General features: G+C 56.3%; 11 protein-coding genes. 7 read left to right on the top strand and 4 right to left on the bottom strand.

Features of this window, described 5'->3' with window-relative positions:
- Window positions 1-277: 277 nt before the first annotated feature.
- Complete coding sequence (locus NWQ23_RS03945) at window positions 278-1,207, bottom strand: calcium-binding protein (protein ID WP_306164941.1); 930 nt, start codon at window positions 1,205-1,207, stop codon at window positions 278-280.
- Window positions 1,208-1,617: 410 nt separating this feature from the next.
- Window positions 1,618-1,941: a hypothetical protein gene (locus tag NWQ23_RS03940; protein ID WP_306164940.1), complete on the bottom strand. Its 324-nt coding sequence runs from the start codon at window positions 1,939-1,941 to the stop codon at window positions 1,618-1,620.
- 320 nt (window positions 1,942-2,261) lie between these two features.
- On the opposite strand from NWQ23_RS03940, the gene NWQ23_RS03935 reads away from it, so the two are divergent.
- From NWQ23_RS03935 to NWQ23_RS03905, 7 genes are all read left to right on the top strand, one after another.
- Window positions 2,262-3,287, top strand: a complete 1,026-nt coding sequence (locus NWQ23_RS03935) for a LacI family DNA-binding transcriptional regulator (protein ID WP_306164939.1) — start codon at window positions 2,262-2,264, stop codon at window positions 3,285-3,287.
- Window positions 3,288-3,382: 95 nt separating this feature from the next.
- Window positions 3,383-4,696 (top strand): sugar ABC transporter substrate-binding protein, encoded by a 1,314-nt coding sequence (locus NWQ23_RS03930; RefSeq protein WP_306164938.1) that lies wholly within the window; start codon window positions 3,383-3,385, stop codon window positions 4,694-4,696.
- Between the two features lie 127 nt (window positions 4,697-4,823).
- On the top strand, window positions 4,824-5,687 hold the full coding sequence (locus tag NWQ23_RS03925) for a carbohydrate ABC transporter permease (protein WP_306164937.1): 864 nt from the start codon (window positions 4,824-4,826) through the stop codon (window positions 5,685-5,687).
- Between the two features lie 5 nt (window positions 5,688-5,692).
- Window positions 5,693-6,523: a carbohydrate ABC transporter permease gene (locus NWQ23_RS03920; RefSeq protein ID WP_306164936.1), complete on the top strand. Its 831-nt coding sequence runs from the start codon at window positions 5,693-5,695 to the stop codon at window positions 6,521-6,523.
- A gap of 12 nt (window positions 6,524-6,535) precedes the next feature.
- Window positions 6,536-7,540 carry an ABC transporter ATP-binding protein gene (locus tag NWQ23_RS03915; RefSeq protein WP_306164935.1) on the top strand — a complete coding sequence of 335 codons (1,005 nt, stop codon included), beginning with the start codon at window positions 6,536-6,538 and terminating at the stop codon, window positions 7,538-7,540.
- Window positions 7,537-8,310 carry an L-iditol 2-dehydrogenase gene (locus NWQ23_RS03910; protein WP_306164945.1) on the top strand — a complete coding sequence of 258 codons (774 nt, stop codon included), beginning with the start codon at window positions 7,537-7,539 and terminating at the stop codon, window positions 8,308-8,310. The genes NWQ23_RS03915 and NWQ23_RS03910 overlap by 4 nt, the downstream gene beginning before the upstream one ends.
- Window positions 8,310-9,806: a mannitol dehydrogenase family protein gene (locus tag NWQ23_RS03905; RefSeq protein WP_306164934.1), complete on the top strand. Its 1,497-nt coding sequence runs from the start codon at window positions 8,310-8,312 to the stop codon at window positions 9,804-9,806. Before NWQ23_RS03910 ends, NWQ23_RS03905 begins: the two co-directional genes overlap by 1 nt.
- A gap of 32 nt (window positions 9,807-9,838) precedes the next feature.
- On the opposite strand, the gene NWQ23_RS03900 is transcribed toward NWQ23_RS03905, so the two are convergent.
- Window positions 9,839-13,378 carry a hypothetical protein gene (locus NWQ23_RS03900; protein WP_306164933.1) on the bottom strand — a complete coding sequence of 1,180 codons (3,540 nt, stop codon included), beginning with the start codon at window positions 13,376-13,378 and terminating at the stop codon, window positions 9,839-9,841.
- 60 nt (window positions 13,379-13,438) lie between these two features.
- On the bottom strand, window positions 13,439-20,128 hold the full coding sequence (locus tag NWQ23_RS03895; RefSeq protein WP_306164932.1) for a hypothetical protein: 6,690 nt from the start codon (window positions 20,126-20,128) through the stop codon (window positions 13,439-13,441).
- Between the last annotated feature and the right edge of the window lie 110 nt (window positions 20,129-20,238).

The following is a 20,238-nucleotide window of genomic DNA, read 5'->3' as shown; positions in this document are numbered from 1 at the left end:
GTGCCATCTTCGGCTTCATGCGCAACATGCGCATCCCAGATTTTGTCATAGAGCGTTTTGGGGGACATGGTCCTCTCCCGTATTGAATGTCAGTGGACTTTAGGCGTGCGGAAACCGGGGGCTTAGCCCCTTGCGAGGATTGTGCAGCTCGCGCCGTAAAACCGCCAGGGCAGGCGCGCGCGGTCATCCATGTCAAAAACCTGTTTCATAAGGGATCAGATACACATGCGCGGCGAGTCTCGCAAGGGCTGGCAAAGGGTGCACTTGGTGCAGCCACCTAGACCGGCGGTGCCGCCGCAGCCTGCACAGCGGCCAGCGTGGTCTCAGGGGTGTCCAAACTGGCATTATGGGTGACAGCCACATCGATTGAATCAAGGATCTGCTGGGGCGTAAGCCCGGTGCCGTAGATAAAGACCCGCGATGTTTCAAAATCGGCGGGTTCATCGGCTTCATCGGCAAAGGTCACGTCAACATTGTAGCCGGCAATGCCGTTCAAATTGCCCAAGGTGACTTCAACCGATAATTCTGCGTCAAGAGCAGTCTCGTCATCAGTATCAATCGTCATGACGATCCTGTCATCACTGCTAATTGGGTTAAAATCAGTAATGATCGCAACGGTCTGTTGGTCATCATCATCGTTCGCAAGCGCGTAAATGGTGTCGTCGCCGCTACCGGTTTCGAACTCACCACGCCCTGTCACCATGATCATCTCATCGTCGTCATCACCGCCATAGGCCTCGCCGGATGCACCCCAGAGGTAGATTGTGTCATCACCACTTTCACCGCGCAAAGTGTCCGTGCCGGAACCGCCCCTGACGATATCATCGCCAGCGCCCGCGCGCACAATGTCGTTGCCAGCGCCGCCGTCAATAATGTCATTGCCCGCATCGCCCTCGATGGTGTCGTCACCGGCATCGCCGTTCAAGATGTCATCGCCCGAAGCGCCGTCGATAATGTCACGACCTGCACCACCATTGACAATGTCATCGCCCGCACCGGCTCTGATTGTGTCGTCACCGTCACCGCCGTTGATGACGTCATTGCCTTGCCACCCAAGGATCAAGTCGTCACCTTGGGTCCCGTTCAACTCGTCGTCTTCAAAGGTGCCACGAATTTCTTGATCGTCGTTGTTGTCTTCATCTCCGCCAAGCAAAGGCAAGACCAAGGCGCCGGTCGCCAGCAACAACAAGATAACGGTCAATTCCATACGCGCACTCTCCCTTGTGTAAAAGTAAGATTTTTCTAACCTTTCACGCCCCTTAGGACAAGTCTTCTGGTGGCGCGATACATGACCCCCGAAAAGCAGAAACTGACATGAGCGACGAATTGTCTTCTGTCGATCTTCAAGAGGTCGAAGACGTGCAAAGGAAATGGCACATGACCCAGAGTTTAGGCACAAACACGCAGTGAAAACGGTAAAGTGGCAGGCTATGGACCTACACCGACACACATTGGAGAGCCGGTTTCGGGGTCATCAAACGCTGATGCATCAATGTCATCAAAGCCGCGCCTGAGGCGCTGAAAAATGGAACCCGAAAGCACCGCAATGCAAGACAGTCAGGTCTGGGACAGTCAACCAAACCCGACAAGCCGCCACAAGGGCCGCTCAAATATCGCCTATCGAACCCTCACGAACATCATCCCCTTCAGAACCGTATTGTAGTCGACGGTGCCAAGACTTGGATTGAGTTCAATGAGTGTTTCCAGCGATATTCTGCGAGGCAAGTTATTCAGAAAATCCCAAACATTTATGTCCGAAAAAATCGCAGTACAGGAAATGTCATTTGCCGCAAGATAGCTCGGGCTATTGTTGCAGTCGTCATTTCCATATCTCACGCCGGAGCTTCCGTCGGATGGCTCGACGTGGTTTTCAGATGTCGCCGTCGTCGCGAGACCGGCAAAGAATAGCAACACAAACACGGGCAGGATACGATGGTTCATACTAGCTCCCAAATGGAAGAGTGGCCTAGGTGAAGCCTAGATCAACTCCGTATTTCTCGCAAGGGACATGCGAGCCTCCCGACATCCAACTTGTCCTTTTGTAAGAAAAAAATTGTCGGATTTTCATGCCGCAGCGCAGAACTAAAGCGACGGCCTACGCGCCGTACTTCGCGAAGCGGCAACTTCGGCTCTGCGCATTCTTGGAAACTTTGCATGCACAAATGTTAGCAGACTGAAAGATTTCGAAGGTTCATTCTTGACGCGCGCAAAGAAATTGTTTCGGGTGTAAAGTCAGACCTTGGAACAACTGGAAAACTGCCATGTCAGCAAAGTTAATCAGGAACATGGAAGAGTTTTCCGCCATTAGCGGGATCTCGCGGCCAACGGTATCAAAGTATTTCAACGACCCCGATAGTGTGCGGCCTTCGACCCGCGAAAAGATCGAGGCGGCGGTGGAGAAATACGACTATCGCCCGAATATCTTTGCCATGAACCAGAACCGTAAACTGACCAAGAATGTCGGGATCGTTGTGCCCCTGCTGACTGATCCCTATTTTGCCGAGATCGCGCGCAATCTCGAGCAGCGCTGCATTGATGCGGGCTACAGGCCGACGCTTTTTAGTGCCCATGGCGATCCTAATCTGGAAGTCGAAGTTCTGGACAACCTGCGTTCCATGAAGCCTGCGGGCGTACTCTTGGCCCCTTTGGGCCGCGCATCCCGGCGCGATGCTCTTGAAAAATTCTGTGACGATGTCCCGACCTTGATTTTTGACAGCAGTGTCGAGGAATTCGGTATCGCCTTTGTGGGATCGGACAACTTCCAGTTCACATCGCACATCACGGATTACCTTTGCCGTACCGGTGAGCCCCCCTGCTTTTTCGAAATGAAAACGCCTGCAAACCCGAATGCACACCGCCGTCGGCAAGCCTATTTGACCGCAATGGAATCCTTCGGGCATACACCACAAGTCATCTCGGTCGAGGGCGAGGGATGGTCCTTTGAGGAAATCGGGCGCTTGGGTGGGCACGAGGCGCTTTCGAAAAAGCAGTTTTCGACAAACACCATCCTGTGTAGCAACGACCGTCTGGCGATCGGCCTTTTGACCGCCTGCTACGAGCAAGGCATCAAAGTGGGCCGTGGTCCGGACTGCACGATTCGGGTCGCCGGGCAGGATGGGCACCCGCATTCGCGCTACACCTGTCCGCCGCTCACGACGATCTCACACGACTACAACGCGGTTTCAAAACACGCCGCCCAAGCCTTGTTCGCGGCAATCGACGGCCACGTAGAGCCTTGGAAAAGCACAAGAATAGAAGGAAAGCTTGTTCTGCGCGATTCCGCCTGAGAGCATATTTCTTTACGCGCGTAAAAATTTTGTTGACGCCGCGTCGTCCTTTCCCCTAGCGTGGTGGCATCACATCCAACAGGGAGGAACACCGGATGTCTTTGAAGAGCACACTTTGTGCTGCAACCGCGCTTACGCTTGTCACAGCAGGCAGCGCCTTTGCAGATAGCCATTCAGCAACAATCACGATCGCGACCGTAAACAACGGCGATATGATCCGTATGCAGGGCTACACCGACCAATTCACCGCAGAGACCGGCATCGCCGTTGAATGGGTGACTTTGGAAGAAAACGTACTTCGCCAGCGCGTCACGACGGACATCACCACAAGCGGTGGCCAGTTCGACATCATGACGATCGGCATGTACGAAACACCGATCTGGGGTGCAAACGGCTGGCTTGTTGCGCTGGATGATCTCTCTGCAGAATACGACGCTGCCGACATCCTGCCCGCGATGGCGGGTGGTCTGTCCTATGACGGCACGCTTTATGCGGCACCGTTCTATGGCGAAAGCTCGATGGTCATGTATCGCACAGACCTGATGGAAGCAGCCGGTCTGGAAATGCCAACTGCGCCAACATGGACCTTTATCCGTGAAGCCGCGGCAGCAATGACCGACCGCGACGCCGAAATCAACGGCATCTGCCTGCGCGGCAAGGCCGGTTGGGGCGAAGGCGGTGCATTCATCACTGCGATGTCCAACTCTTTCGGCGCACGCTGGTTCGACATGGACTGGAACGCACAGTTCGATACAGAAGCATGGGCGAACACCGTGAACTTCTTCAAGGACATGATGGACGAGTCTGGCCCTGCCGGTTATGCGACCAACGGCTTTAACGAAAACCTGTCGCTGTTCAACCAAGGCAAATGCGGCATGTGGATCGACGCCACCGTTGCGGCTTCTTTCGTAACTGGCGCGGATTCGACTGTTGCTGACAGCGTGGGCTTCGCACTGGCACCAGACAACGGTTTGGGCAAACGCTCCAACTGGCTCTGGGCTTGGGCACTGGCCATTCCTGCCGGCACACAGCAAGAAGCAGAAGCCAAGCAATTCATCGAGTGGGCCACTTCCAAGGACTACATCGAACTGGTTGCAGCTAACGAAGGTTGGGCAAACGTCCCTCCGGGTGCACGTACATCCCTGTACGAGAACCCCAACTACCTCGCAGTGCCTTTCGCGCAGATGACATTGGACTCGATCCTGTCAGCTGATCCGAACAACTCGACCGTCGAACCAAGCCCCTATGTTGGCGTCCAGTTCGCAGCGATCCCCGAGTTTGCAGGCATCGCGTCCGAAGTAAGCCAGGAATTCTCTGCCGCTTACGCAGGTCAGCAAACCGTTGAGGAAGCCCTCGCCAAGGCGCAGGCCATCACCAACGAAGCAATGGAAGCTGCTGGCTACCGCTAGCACTCCCTCCCAGCCAAGGGGCGGCAATTCACCGTCGCCCCTTGGTCAAACAACCTTCCCCGATATACTACTACCTGAAAGCAGCGCGTGAGATTACTCCGCCTGCACACAGAGGAGGTCCATCCCAATGGCTACGAAAGCTTCCAGATCCGCTGCCAGACTGATGATGGCGCCCGCAGTGATCCTGCTCTTGGGCTGGATGTTGGTCCCCCTCATTATGACCTTGTGGTTCTCGTTTCGTGTCTATCTTCCGCTGCGTGGCGGTGACCAAGGCTGGGCCGGATTTGACAACTACATCCGTTTTGTGACCTCGAGCGCCTTTTGGCCTTCGGTCCAGACCACCTTGATTATCGTTGGCAGTGTGCTGCTGATAACGGTTGTCTTTGGCATCCTGATCGCTTTGCTGCTGGATCAGCCCATGTGGGGCCAAGGTGTCGTGCGTATTCTTGTCATCGCGCCTTTCTTTGTCATGCCGACCGTCTCTGCGCTGGTTTGGAAGAACATGTTCTTGGACCCTGTGAACGGCCTGTTTTCACATCTTTGGCGGCTCTTTGGTGCCGAACCTGTGAGTTGGCTTTCCGATGCGTCTTTGCCGTCGATCGTCATGATCGTGAGCTGGCAATGGCTGCCGTTTGCGACGCTTATTCTGCTGACTGCCGTACAGTCACTGGACAGTGAGCAGTTGGAAGCATCCGAAATGGATGGCGCACCTTGGGTCAAGCGGTTCTGGTTCATCATCCTGCCGCACCTGGGACGCGCGATCACCATTGTGATCCTGATCCAGACGATCTTTCTGCTTGCGATCTTCGCCGAGATTTTCGTGACCACAGGGGGTGCGTTCGGCACACGGACACTGTCCTACCTGATCTTCCAACGTGTACTGGAAAGCCAGAACGTCGGCCTTGGTTCCGCCGGTGGTGTCTATGCCATCATCCTTGCAAACATCGTCGCGATCTTCCTGATGCGGATCGTTGGCAAGAATCTGGATTAATCGTCATGGCCCGTTCTGTTTCACCCCGCCGGAAGCTGATCAATACAACCGCCGCTTGGGCGATTGGTCTGCTGATCTTCTTTCCGATCCTCTGGACGATCCTTACCAGCTTCAAAACCGAAGCGCAGGCGATTGCAGCGCCACCGATCTTCTTGGGGTTCGATTGGACCTTGGAAAACTACCGCGTTGTGCTTGAGCGTTCGGACTACGCCCGCTTCTTGTGGAATTCGATCATCATCGCGGGCCTTTCGACAGTCCTTGGATGCCTGATCGCGATCCCTGCGGCATGGTCGATGGCCTTTGTCCCGTCCAAGCGGACCAAGGACATCCTGCTCTGGATGCTCTCGACAAAGATGTTGCCTGCGGTGGGCGTGCTGTATCCGATCTATCTGTTGTTCATCCAGTTGGGTCTGCTCGACAGCCGCGCCGGTCTGGTGGTCGTGCTCATGCTCATCAACCTGCCGATCATCGTCTGGATGCTTTATACCTACTTCAAGGAAATCCCCGGCGAGATCCTCGAGGCAGCCCGCATGGATGGCGCGACACTGGGGCAGGAACTGCTTTATGTGCTGACCCCGATGGCCATTCCCGGGATTGCATCGACCCTTTTGCTGAACTTCATCCTGGCATGGAACGAGGCATTCTGGACCCTCAACCTGACAGCGGTCAACGCAGCCCCGCTCACGGCCTTCATTGCCAGCTATTCCAGCCCAGAGGGTCTGTTCTTTGCCAAACTCAGTGCAGCTTCAACCATGGCGATTGCACCGATCCTCATCCTTGGCTGGTTCAGCCAGAAACAACTTGTGCGCGGCCTGACGTTCGGCGCGGTGAAATAGGGAACTGTAGACATGGGACAAATCCAACTCAAACAGGTGACCAAGTCTTTTGGTGATGTGCAGGTCATTCCACCGCTTGATCTGACCATCCAGGATGGTGAATTCACTGTCTTTGTCGGGCCATCGGGCTGCGGTAAATCCACACTCCTGCGCCTGATCGCAGGGCTTGAGGATATCAGCTCGGGCCATATCGAGATTGATGGGAAGGATGCCACCGCATTGGTACCCGCCAAGCGTGGCCTTGCGATGGTGTTCCAGTCTTATGCGCTTTACCCGCATATGTCGGTGCGCAAGAACATCGCCTTCCCGCTGCGGATGGCAAAGATGGATCAGGCCGAGATTGACCGTAGGGTGAATGCCGCAGCAGAGGTCCTGAACCTTGCCGCCTATATCGACCGCCGTCCGGGGCAATTGTCGGGGGGTCAGCGCCAGCGCGTTGCGATTGGCCGCGCGATTGTGCGCGAACCTTCGGCCTTCTTGTTTGATGAACCGCTATCGAACCTCGATGCGGCACTGCGCGTCGGGATGCGTATGGAAATCTCGGAACTGCATAAAAAGCTGGCCACAACCATGGTCTATGTGACCCACGATCAGGTCGAGGCGATGACCATGGCCGACAAGATCGTTGTGTTGCAGGCCGGCGTGATTGAACAGGTCGGCTCGCCGCTGGAGCTTTACCGCAAACCGCGCAACAAATTCGTCGCAGGGTTTATCGGCTCGCCAAAGATGAACTTTGTTGAAGGCGAATATGCAGCCCAGCACGGCGGCCATACCATTGGCGTCCGGCCCGAGCATATTGATGTCGTCGAAAGCGGTGGCATATGGCAGGGAACCGTGGGCGTCGCCGAGCATCTTGGCTCTGACACGTTCTTCCATATCCACAACACAGGTTTGACCGACACGATCACGGTGCGCGCGATTGGCGATGTCAACCTCAGGCACGGTGACACGATCCACCTGAACCCGCGCATAAACGAGATGCACAAGTTCGACGCCCAAGGTCTGCGGATCGACTGATGCGACTGCAAGGTAAAAATGCGCTGATCACGGGGGCGGGCCGCGGTATCGGGCTGGCCTTTGCCAAAGCCTATGTGGCCGAAGGCGCGCGCGTGGCGATTGCCGATATTGATCTGGCACGGGCGCAGGCGGCGGCCGCAGACATCGGAGAGGCCGCAGTCGCGGTGAAAATGAATGTCGCCGAACAGGCCAGCATCGACGCAGGTCTGAGCGATGCCATCGCAGCCCTGGGGCAAATCGATGTTCTGATCAATAACGCCGCCATCTTTACGGCGGCCCCATTCGCAGAAATCACCCGCGCCGATTATCAACGGGTCTTTGACATCAATGTCGCGGGCACCTTGTTTACGATGCAAGCTGTTGCAAGCCACATGATCGACCGCGGCATCAAAGGACGGATCATCAATATGGCGTCCCAGGCAGGACGGCGGGGCGAAAGCCTTGTAGCCGTCTATTGTGCCTCCAAGGCGGCTGTCATCAGTCTGACGCAATCTGCCGGGCTGAACCTGATCCAGCATGGCATTAACGTGAACGCCATCGCGCCGGGTGTTGTCGACGGCGAGCATTGGGACGGGGTCGATGCTTTCTTTGCTAAATATGAAGGCAAGGCGCCTGGTCAGAAAAAGAAAGAGGTCGGTGACGCAGTGCCCTTTGGACGGATGGGAACTGCAGAAGACCTTACCGGAATGGCAGTTTTCCTTGCCAGCGCCGATGCCGCCTATGTGGTTGCGCAAACTTACAACGTCGACGGCGGGAATTGGATGAGCTGATGAATATCCAGCGAAAAGAAGACAGCGCAATCACGCTTTGCGATGACTCACTTTCAAAGCTGCCCGCTGAGATTGCGCGCCCCACCTACGACCGGTCTGCCCTGACCGCAGGCATCGTGCATATCGGGCTGGGCAATTTCCATCGCGCCCATCAGGCATGGTATCTGCACCAGTTAATGCAGCAGGGTCTGGCGCTTGATTGGGCTATCATCGGCGCTGGCGTGCGTGCGGGCGATGCGGCCCAGCGCGAAAAACTGGCAGCGCAAGACTACCTGACCACCTTGATCCAACTGGACCCCTCCAAGACCACAGCCGAAGTTATCGGCCCGATGATCGACTTCGTACCGGTGCAAGAGACGAACGCGGCATTGATTAAACAGATGACCGATCCAGCCATTCGGATTGTCGCGCTGACAGTGACCGAAGGTGGTTATTATATTGATCCCGCGACCAAGGGTTTTGATACAGACCACCCCGAGATCAAACATGACGCCGCAGAACCTGACACGCCGGTGACTGCCTTTGGCGCGATGATCGCTGCTTTGAAAATGCGCCGCGCTACAGGCGTGGGGCCGTTCAGTTGCATGTCCTGTGACAACCTTCAGGGCAACGGTGCGATCCTGCGCCAGACCATCGTTTCACTGGCCCGATTGTCTGATCCCGCCTTGGCGGATTGGATCGATCAACACTGCAGCTTTCCAAACTCCATGGTCGATTGCATCGTGCCTGCGACCGGCCCGAAAGAGCTGGAACTGGTCAAAAGCCTTGGCATCAATGATGCCTCCCCTGTCACCCATGAGAACTTTCGCCAATGGGTGATCGAGGATGATTTCTGCGCAGGCAGACCCGACTGGGACAAGGTCGGCGCGATGTTCACAGACAACGTGCATGATTTCGAGGCCATGAAAATCAGGGTACTGAATGGCGGACATCAGATCATCTCTAACGCGGGCGAACTGCTGTCGATCGAAACGATCGCAGGCTGCATGGCCAATGACGCGGTACGAGGGCTGTTCGAGAAAGTCGCACGCCTAGAGATCCTGCCCCATGTCAAAGAAGTACCCGGCATGACACCGGCAAACTATGTCACGCTGATCAGCGGGCGATTTGCCAACCCACGGATCGTTGACACCACACGGCGTGTGGCCTTCGACGGATCGTCACGCCATCCTGGTTTCCTGATCCCCTCTATCCATGATGGCATTGCCAAAGGCACACCGATCAGCGGGCTGGCCTTGGTCGAAGCGCTTTGGGCGCGCATGTGCGCGGGCCACCGCGAAGACGGCAGCGCGATTATTCCAAACGATCCTTTCTGGGATGAGCTTCAGGCCACTGCATTGGCCGCCAAGACCGACCCTGCCGCATGGCTGGCCCAGCGCCAGTACTACGGTTCACTGGCTGCGCACGCGACCTTTGCCCCATCATTTACGCAATGGCTTGATATGATCTGGGAGCGCGGAACCGCTGCTGCCATTGCCCATTACCTGCAAGACTAAAGTCCTGACCTCTCGGTCAGGACTTTCGTAAACTAGAACTTTCCGACGATATTCAAAAAGACGCCTTGCCCGTCATAGTTCAGGTCAGTCTCGTCATCCGAGACGCTGCCCCATTCATAGCCAAGACCGATTTTGACGTTGTCATTGATATGCCGGTAAACCGCAAACAAAGCACCGTTTTCGGTCGTGCCAGTCTGGTCTGTGTAAAGGACCCGACCTTCGCCAAAGACATCCCATTTATCAACAACATGCCACTCTGCCTGACCCACAAGCAGGGTCGCTGTATTGGCGCTGAAATCGTCAGTTCCACGATCCGCAATCTCGCTGTTGCGATAGCCGATCTTGCCGCCAATCGTCAGTTCGCGGCTCAGGTCATAGTTTGCCGAGACCGACACAACCTGACTGCGCTGTTTAGGGCCATCGGTATTGCCATTGGCATCAACCTGATCTTCGCCTGGCTGGTCGTTGAGCGCCGTCAGGCGGAACAGCATGTTAAAGCGCTCGTTGTCAATCGGACGATAGGCATAGCCCAAAGAGGCACGCATATATTCGCCATCGCGGAAATCGCCTTCGGCACTATCCGAGTAAAGTGCATCGATATCAGCCAGCAGCCGCCAGTCACGGGCCACCTGATTTGCATAGCCTGCAGAAAGCCCGAATGTATCACGGTCACGCGAAGTACCTTCACCATCCTCGGTCCGATACTCCAACCGGACACGCATCGACAGGTTTTCGTCGCGGGCATAGGCCGCACCGAAAGAGAAAGCAGTCCGGTCGAAATCGCCCGCCGCACTGTCGCGCACGGCACCGGTTTCCATCCCGACCCCATAAGTCCAAAGATCGTTTGGCGTATAGGTCAGGCCATAGGCTTGGGTCAGCGAGCGCTGATTGCCCGGCATGTCAAAGATATTCTCGGCATAGGTCGAGAGCTGCTCTGAGTACCGGTAACGACCGCCCAGAACCACGCGCCCGTTGTCAGCCAAGGCACTGCCAGCACCCGAGCGGGTCGGATCAAGCGTATAGCCCAGATAGACCTCGTTGTCCGCGCTCGGGGCATAGCCCAACTTCACCTTGCCGGCCAATCCGGTGTCACCGTCGGACACTTCTGCCGCGATGCTCGTATGCGCGCCGATGGCCGCATCGACACCAACACCATAGCGGTTGTTGTTGCTCAACCCGCCTTCGGTTTCGAGCGTCGTTTGGCCAAAGGCATAGAGCGTCAGATCTTCCCGCGGCGTATAGGTCAGTTGAAGCCCGAGGTCCGTGCGTTTTCCGGTCTGATCGGGGCTGCCAGCCGTCGTTCTGTCCGTGAATTGCAGACCTGCTTTTACAGCCCAGATATCACTTAGAGCATAGCCGACAGACACTTCAGCTTCTGTCTTTTCTTTGCCTGCATCAGAAGTGAACTGTTCGATGTCAAAACCAAGGTCCACACGCTCTGACACGGCAATTTCGCCATCAACGCCCCAAAGGGTCTGATCATCGGTGATATCTTCGTTCAGCGTGCTAAAACCGGCATCTTTGGCTTCGTAGCGCAGGCCGATATTGCCCTCATAGCCAAGACCCATCTCTTGCAGATCAAGTTGCGAGGTAAAGCGCACGGCTTGGGCCGCATCCGCATCGGTGCCGCCAGTGGATGCGATTGTCAAACCGCCGTCGGTTGATGCGGACCGCGTAATGCCGGGGCCTTCGGTGCGTGCAACTTCGAGTGCGGCAAAACTGGTTTCGCCCAGACGATAGCGCAGATCGACAGCGCCGATGCGCTGATCTTCCCCGCTTTGCGTGCTTTCGGTCATCACACTTGCGCCCACACGCAATTCATCCGTGGCCCAAACCTCTGCACGTCCACCAAAGGCGCTGGCGTCACCAAGCCCGTTCAGGGGCGTGTATTCGTACTGCACAACGAGGTTCACATCGAAAGCGCCGATGCCATTGCCAACAACGCCATCGTCACCGGTGTTCGATGTCAGCGGTCCGGTCAGCAGGATCACACCCTGGATATTGTCGATGGTATAATCGACACCCGCCGTCAGAAGCCGGTTTTCCACAACAAAACCCGTCTCTGGATCAATGACCTGCACTGTCACAGTCTCTGACCCGCCGGTAATGTCCTGACGTGTGAGGAAATAGACCGATCCACCGGTGCCGCGCAGAATATCACGCTGGGCCACGGTTTCGAGTTGGGCGGCATAGGCCATCGCTGATACACGTGGCTCGCCAAAGGCAGTGACGCTAGGCGCTTGATAGGCCAGTTCAACACCGTAAAGATCGCGTGCATTGTTGATCAGCCCGGGACCCGCGATGCCGGTCCGGAAATCGCCCAAGGTAAAGCGGGTCGTATCGTTCTCGGCGCGCAGATAAATGGCGCCCGAGGTGGGTGTGTCATCAAACGAGGTGCTGTCATCGCCATAGGTCGGATAAAGGTCCGTCCCATCTGCGCGAAGCCGGTCCAGTACGCGACGCGGATCCTTATCGTTCAACCGCTCGAACATCTCGTCGATTGGTCCATCGCGTGTATCTGCAGAGGCGGTAATCATCCAACCGCTGGCCGTTGTGCCTTTGGCATAGAAAGCCGCACGGCCATTGTCGTAGCGCTCCCAGTCCGCGTTGTCTGATCCGCCCTCACGCAGACCAACGGTCAGATCGGCAAGGCCGACATAAAACCATTCCGCGCGCGGGATTTCGACGTCGCGCACATAGTCACGGCCATTCACGTTCACAGTCACGATCTGGTCGCCCGCAGGCACCACGCGGCTGACGGCAAAGCGGCCGTTGCCATCAACCGGAACCGTTTCGCCCATGACACTGACAGAGCCGCCCGGTGTTGCCACCCCAGAGGCAGTGATGACACCGCCCCGCACCGGAATGGTCCGGCGCGCAGTATTGTCATCGCCCTCTCCGACTGCAGAGAAAGGAGCGCGGCCAACGGCATTGCCTTCACCGACAACAGTTGTCCGGGTCAGAGCCAAAGGGTTGGTTTCGTCGTAGCGACCGACAGCATCATAGACGCGCAGCGTATAGGCCAGATCGCCCTGCCCTTCGCTTGGCATCTGATAGGTCGCGGTGCCATTGGGGTTGATCGGCAGGGTTGCAATCACAGGTGCGCCCGGACGGCTCCGGTCACGGATCTGGATTTCTGCGCGAGCCAGATAGGCGGGATAGTTCGTCGATGCACGGAAGGTGATATCCTCACCAGCCCGATATGCATTGCGCTGGTCAGCAGTCGCAACGTTCAGGAAACGGCGCGTGTCCAAGCCGTCAAACCGGACATCGACCTGTGCCGCATCATTGCGCAGATCATCTGTACGCTGACGAACGGCGGCGACAGGCGCACCTGCAAAGTCCTGATTGTCGATCGAGATCGAGAAGCCCGCGGTCCCAAAGGACCCAATTGTCATGTCTTGAACAACCTCGACATTCGGTTGCACTGGCACCGAAACTGTCAGCCCGGCATTCGGCGCTTGGCATCCAGCAGGCAGCGGAACCACGGTAAAGTCGCAAACCTGCGCTGTAGCAGGCGAAAGACCCATTCCAAAAACCGCAACACTGGCAAGCGCTGTTGTCCGCAACATTGCAGCGCGCGAAGACATACTCGTTAACATCAAGACACTCTTTTCTAACTATAAGATTTTTTACTGACCGACGCGCACGATGGACTGCTCGACACGCAACCTCACGCGCCCGATATCTCGCCAATCATCACGGACCTGGTCCTCGACCATATCCAGCAGTCGGCGCGCACCCGCCACCGCATCCGCATCTGCCGACTGAGGCAGATAGAAGGAAAGGACCATATTGCTTGGAGATCCGGCGATTTGCTCCAGCACACCCAGCAACCCGTTGCGCAAAGCCGCTGACATCGCTGCACCGTTTTCTGTCTGCACAAAGGATGCAGCCGTCAGATCAACACGCACCACCTGCAAAGCGACAGCAGCACCAAAGTTCATCTCGGTCATGGTACCCGGCGTGACCCGTGTGACCCGCGGGTTTTCAGTGGTCATCCGGTAACCCGCAGGCAGCGAACGCTCATCCACTTTGAGGATGAAGTTCGACCCACCTGTTGCTGGCAATGCCGCACAAGGAACAGAGAACAGGCCGTTCTCATCGGTCGTGATCACCGTGCCGTCGACAGTTGCCAGTCGCACTCCGGGAAGACCGACTTCGTCACGCTCCACGATCTCTGGCGACAGCTTGCCCTTACCACCTTCAAAGCTCTGGTCAGAGATTTGACCACGCCCGATGGTGTCTGGCGCATCCTGATAGCCATTGCCGTTCACGTCGTTAAAGACCCTGCCGACAATATCCGAACATTCGAACACCGCCTCTGGAGCGATGCGCACCGTTGCAGTGGCATCAGCAATGACCGTGCGCCCTGTTGTCGGATCAAGCAAAGACACCGTGTTGACAAGATCGCCGGACCGCGCACCGTTCAGAATACGCGCATTCAGCGTTACTTCCGTTGTGCCCTCTGCAGGGACTGTGACATCAGACCAGGTCACACGACCGGCCGTGAAAGTCACATCAGCCGCTACCCCGTCAATCGTCGCCGAACCTGGGATGTAGATCATCCCATTCGGCAAACGGTCCACTAGATCAAAGGGTCCCTGAACGAAGATGTTCTCGTTTGTCAGAGTAATTGTGTAAGGGATCACGTCACCACGGTTGACCAGTTGCAATGGTGTCGTCTTGACCATTGTCAGTCCCGTGATGTTCGTGGATGCAGCCAAAGGCAACACGGTTGGATCGTCTTCTGTGTTGCCATCTGAATCAATGCCATCATCGGACACGTCAGACACTTCGACCGGTGCGCCCGGAGGGCCGCTGCCGTCAAAACCGTCGCCCGTCGCAAGCACAGTATTTGACACACCACGCGCGTTGATTGCTTGCAGATCCAGAACAAAGGTCGCCGAATAGGTGGCAATCTCTCCGGGTGCGAGTTCACCTTCGGGTGCATCAGACAGCGCAGGTTCGAAAGTCGGGCCTGTTGTCAGATCCAGTGGATCACCATTCAGATCGGTCAGGGTATCAACAACCGCGACGTTGGTCAGGGGGACGTTGCCGATGTTTTCGACCGTGATGGTATAAGTTACCACGTCGCCGATGCTGTCCAGACCGTCCAGATTGTCAAAAACCTGCGTCTTGGTTGTCTCGATCAACGGGACACGGTTCAGCGGAACATCGGCTGAACTGTCATCGGTGAACGTGCCGCCGCCGTCAGGAGCCGTACCAACTACGCTGGCGGTATTGAGCACTTCGCCTGCGTCAATATCATCCTGATCGACGATATAGGTCGCCGTGATGATGACCGCATTGGCCGCACCTGGATCAAGCGATGCAATTGGATTGACCGTGCCTGGTGCGAAAGTGAAAGCAGCATCAGCCGAGAGCGGATCAGTCAGCAGAACATCAAACAGACGCACGTTACCTGTGTTCGTAATCGTGAAGCTGTATGTGATCGTGTCACCAACCCGTGTGGGGTCACCGGCACTATCGAGCACAGCTGTCTTAACCAGGCTGATGCCAGGTGCCACAGGCAATGTCGTCGTTGTATCGATATCGTTGTCGAAAGCGGTACCACTGACATCTGTTGGCTGGCGACCAAATGGGTCGGTGCCGACAACAGTGGCCGTGTTGACCACTTCGCCTGCATCAAGATCATCCAGCGTGATCGCGTAAGTCGCCTCGATCGGGGCCGAGACCTCCAGTGGATCAAGCCGCGCGATTGTGCCTATCACATCCGCACTGATCATCGGGTCACGGACCTCGATGTCGGTCAGCGTCAGGTCACCCGTATTCTGGACGGTGAAGCGGTAGGTGATCAGATCGCCTTGCTCTAAAGGGAAGTCGAGCGCCGATATATCACCCACCTTGACCAACGCGATGCTGGAGGCTGTGCTGGGCGACAGGACTGTCGGGTCATTTTCCCCAGATTCGTTTGCAACGCCATTCCCGTTTGTGTCGGGAACTGACCCATCATCAGAGAGATCATCTGGTTCCTGACCTGAAAGCACACCAGTGCCAGTAACCTCCGCTTGGTTGATGAACGGTCCGCTCAAGCGGTCTTGGGCCGGGAAAATCCGGGCGGTAAAGATCACGGTACAGGTCGCATCCGGCGCAAGCGTGACACCGCTGACCAAAAGCGTTTGGCCCGAACCGTTGAAAGCGCCGTTTGCTGTGCCATTCGCTACGGTACAGCTGCCGCTCACGCCTGCTGGCAGGATCGTATAGTCACCATTCGTCAAAGGACCAGCGGCCACATATGAACCAAACGGCGACGGGCCATCTGTCAGGTTGTCCACGACTTCGATGGACTCCAGGGTCTCAAGGCTGAGGTTTTCGACAACAAGCGTAAATGTAGCGTCAAACGAGCCATCGATGTTCTGAACGGTGATGGCACCTGATTTTGCAAGCCCGATCCGTGCTGTCGGGACAATCCGGAAGATGTTGTCCACGTGATCCGTATTGTCAGGCAAGACAATGCCCGTGATCGCGTTTTCTGTCGGAGAAACGGCGCCGATATCCGAGCCGCCGATGTTGCCCACAGTATTGGTCCCGTCGACAAAAGGCGGTTCGCCTGTTGCACCGCGGGTGACGGTGTATTCGCCTGCGGCCAGATACAAGAATGCGAAATTCCCGTCTGCGTCTGTCGGCAAAGTAATCGGGTCAATCGGTACACCGTCCACTGTGCCTGTCAGCGTGACCAAAACACCTTCGATGTTGCTGTCACCACCGTTGAAGTCCACGTCATCGGCAAAATCACGGAAGACATTGCCCGAAATCGAAGAAGACAAGATATCAACAAAAGCCGTGCTGGTGTTATTGTCTGGATCGCTGTCAAACGATGTTGTGCTGACAGTTGCTGTATTCGTAAAGCGTTGTGGCTCGGACGTGACGCGATTGACCCGAACAGGGATCGTGATCGTCATCGCGCCACCGGGCAGGATAGTACCGAATTCGCAGCGTATATCGCGCGTGCCAATTGGCCCGGTACAAGTATTGAGCGTTCCCCCAGAGGTTCCAGATGCGACGGCTGTCGGCGCACCGGCCAAAACCATGCCAACGGGCAATCTGTCGGTGAACACCACCCCATCAGCTTCGGCGATAGAGGTGATGCCTGCCGGGACCGAAACAACGGCTGTCCAGTCAAACACATCGCCAACACTCGGGCTTGATGCAGGGGCCGTTTTGACGACCGCGACGTCAGACCGCGTACGGACCGTCGTACCTTCCGAAGTCTCGTTGTTGTCGGGGTCAATCTCGTAACCCAGCAATGTCTCGTTCGAGAATACGTTGACAAAGTTCCGCACATCGCCTTTGCGCACACCGGTCCCGCGCAGCGTAAACTCGAAGAAAGAGTTCCCTTCAAGGAACGGCACGGTGCAGGTTATTTCAGTGCCATAGACCGGCGCATCACCTGCCCCGACCTGCCCTGTCAAAGGCGAGCATGTCCCACCGGCAGGCGGTGTCACGCTGCGAAAGCTGATCAGACCGCCTGTTGCGGCTTCCGCGGGCCAGTTATCGGTGACCACCACGTTTTGTGCGGCAGAGGCAGCAGTGTTGTTGACGCGCACGGTATAGATGACGTCTTCGCCAACAGTCAGCGTATTCACGGAGTCGGACTTATTCACCGACAATTCCGTGATAGGCGGGTTCACAAGGGTCGTCGCAATCGCCGTGTTGTTGTCCGTATCGGTTTCAATGGTCGATGTGCTGACGGCAACGTTGTTGACAAGGGTGGTACCAACAGCCGCATCGAGGGGCCGCACAAGAATTGTGACGTTGCGCGAAGAGTTTGGTGGGAGCGTTCCAAAATTACAGGTCACATCAAGCTGTGCGCCCGGCAAGGAAAGCGTATTTGTCGCAATCGGCAGACAGGTCGTCGTCGGACTAGCTGGCGTCACCGAGATCAAGCGCACATTTGGTGGCAAGGTGTCGACGATCTGAACGTCTTGCGCGCTGCTCAAACCGACGTTGCGGTTGGTGGCGGTCACCACATAGCTCAGATCTTGGCCTGCGTTCACGGGCGACGGAGCAGTCTTGCTGACGGTGACGTCAGCCCGTGGTTCCATGAAGTATGTGACGCTCGCGTCGTTCGGCACGGTTGGATCGGGTGTCGTCTGTGACACTGCGCGGAAAGTATTTGTCCGCTGGATCAAGCCTGATCCGTTCAGTGTGCCATCACCACCAGGCACCACAGTCACGCGAATGATCGGGCAAGCGACCTCTGGTCCCCCGAGGACTGGCGCAGATCCCGGCCCGCAGACAGGCACAGTCAAACCGTTGCAGGTCAACGACCGTGTTGAACCGGTTCCTGGAGCGGTACAGCTATTATAGCTTGTGTTGAGGTAGGCGATACCAACTGCCGCACTCCCAGCTTGCAAGTTCGAGAGCGTATCGGTCACGCGCACATTCAACGACTCCTGCGGGCCACGGTTCTGAATTTCCAAGTCGAACGAGAACGGCGTTCCGGCAACAGCAGTTGTGCTGGCGTTGGTTGGCGAGAGTGATTTGACGGCAACCAGATCAGCAGAGTTTGCAGGTGCCGCGGATGTCACACCCACTGTCGCGGTGTTGTTGTTGCCATCGTTGCGCGCGTCGATATCTGCATCGCCGGAAAGCACAGTCACAGTATTTGTAATGGTACCTTCAGCTGTCGTGCGTGTCCCAAAATTGATTGTAGGTGTATTCCGCGCTGAACTGGCGGGATTGTTCGATCCTGGCAGTGGGTTAGCTTCCGTATAGACAAACGAGCAAACAAAGATCGCCTCGCCCAAAACCGGGCTGCCGACACTAGGGCTGACAGGGTTGCCGCCCACAGTACAGGACGCGCCATTGGGGGCGAGACTAACAACATTCATTCCCGCAGGGATCGTATCAGTCAGCGTAAGTGTGCCGACGAAATCCGCATTGCCTTCATTGCGCGCGCTGATACCGAACACATAGGTCTGATCCGAAACGACCAACCGTGGGCTTGGTCCGGTCTTGCGGGCGACCAGATCTACAAAGGGCTCTGCGACTGTGATCGCTGTGTCCGACGCGATATTGTTGGCTGGGTTTGAGTCGACACCGTTGAAGCTGATTTCTGCGGTATTCTGGATGCTCGCACCCGGCGCAATCAATGTGGCCGTGAAAACGATATCACCCATGTCTTGTGGGCCAGCAAGTCCGGCGCCGCCGGCTGTTGCCAAAGTACATTCCAGGTCGGGAAGATTGGCTGCAGTACAGGCATAGCCGTCGGTGGCAAGGAACTCTTCAAACCGGTAGTTCGCCGGAAGCGTATCGACCACCAAAATGTCCGTTGGCGCATTGCCAATATAGCCAGTGTTCAGGGTAAATGTGACCAGTTCCCCGACAAGCAGGGTGCTTTCAGACGGTGTGCGGCTTTTTCCGATAAAGGCATCAGTGCCTTCTTCCACACTCAATACCAACGAGGCGCTGTCGTTGTCAGCGTTAGGATCAAGAGGCGATGAACTGCCGACAAAGGCTTCGAGCGTCACATCCGAAGGACCGCCGATGTCGATTTGGCCGGTAAAGGTCAAAGGAACAGCCGTGCCACCAGTCGGGGCAATCGGCGCCGAGATATTACAGGTATAGTTGCCGGCTGACAGAGAGCAGCCTGCCGGTGCAACGATGTTGATGACATTGGTCGGAGCCGGAATGGTCAGGACATAGCTGTCGGCACTGTTTGGTCCAAAGTTCGTGACATCAATGGTCCAATCGAAAACTTCGCCCGATGCAAGTGTCGTAGACGGCGTAGAGATATCAACATCGAGATCGACACCCGCATTGATTGTAATCGGCTGCGGTTCTGTATTGTTGTCTGTGTTCACCTCGCCGGCACCGACTGGCACACTTGGCGTTACCGTAAAGGATGTTTGTGCCGTTGTTTGAAAATCAAGGATCACCTGCGCGTTGAACGGTTCATCATCAAAATTCAACTTGCCCGGAATCGAGGGCACAGTGCAGGTCACCGTGGTGCCAGCAAGGACTGGAACCGCGGGCGATGAGATAGGCAAACAGTTAAAGATTGCGGGATTGGCCCCGTTGCTGCTGGTGCCGACCAAAGTCACAGAACCAGGCACACCGGACTGAGGCACTTCAAATGACATCGTGGTTTCGGGTGCCGCGCTCACACTGTCGTTCTGGACGGTGACCAACATTCGGATCACCGTTCCTGCAGGCGACGGATCATATTCGATCCCGTCAACTGTATCGGTGACTTCGACCAACCAGTCCTGCGCATGGCTCAATGTACCTGCGAAGCTCAGGAAAAGCGCGAGTACGAAGGTTTGGAAGTTTACGAAGGACTTAAGCACAAGCATGGCGCGAGAGCGCCGAACGGAACACAACATAGAACTCTTTCACTGTTACACGGTGCAGGCAAAGCACCACTCAATCAACGCTGTCGTTAAGAGCGAGTTCGGCCTTCCTC

Source organism: Yoonia sp., from assembly GCF_030731595.1.
Lineage (GTDB): Bacteria > Pseudomonadota > Alphaproteobacteria > Rhodobacterales > Rhodobacteraceae > Yoonia.
The sequence above is the reverse complement of the archived record's forward strand: the minus strand, read 5'-3'. Positions and strand labels throughout refer to the sequence as shown.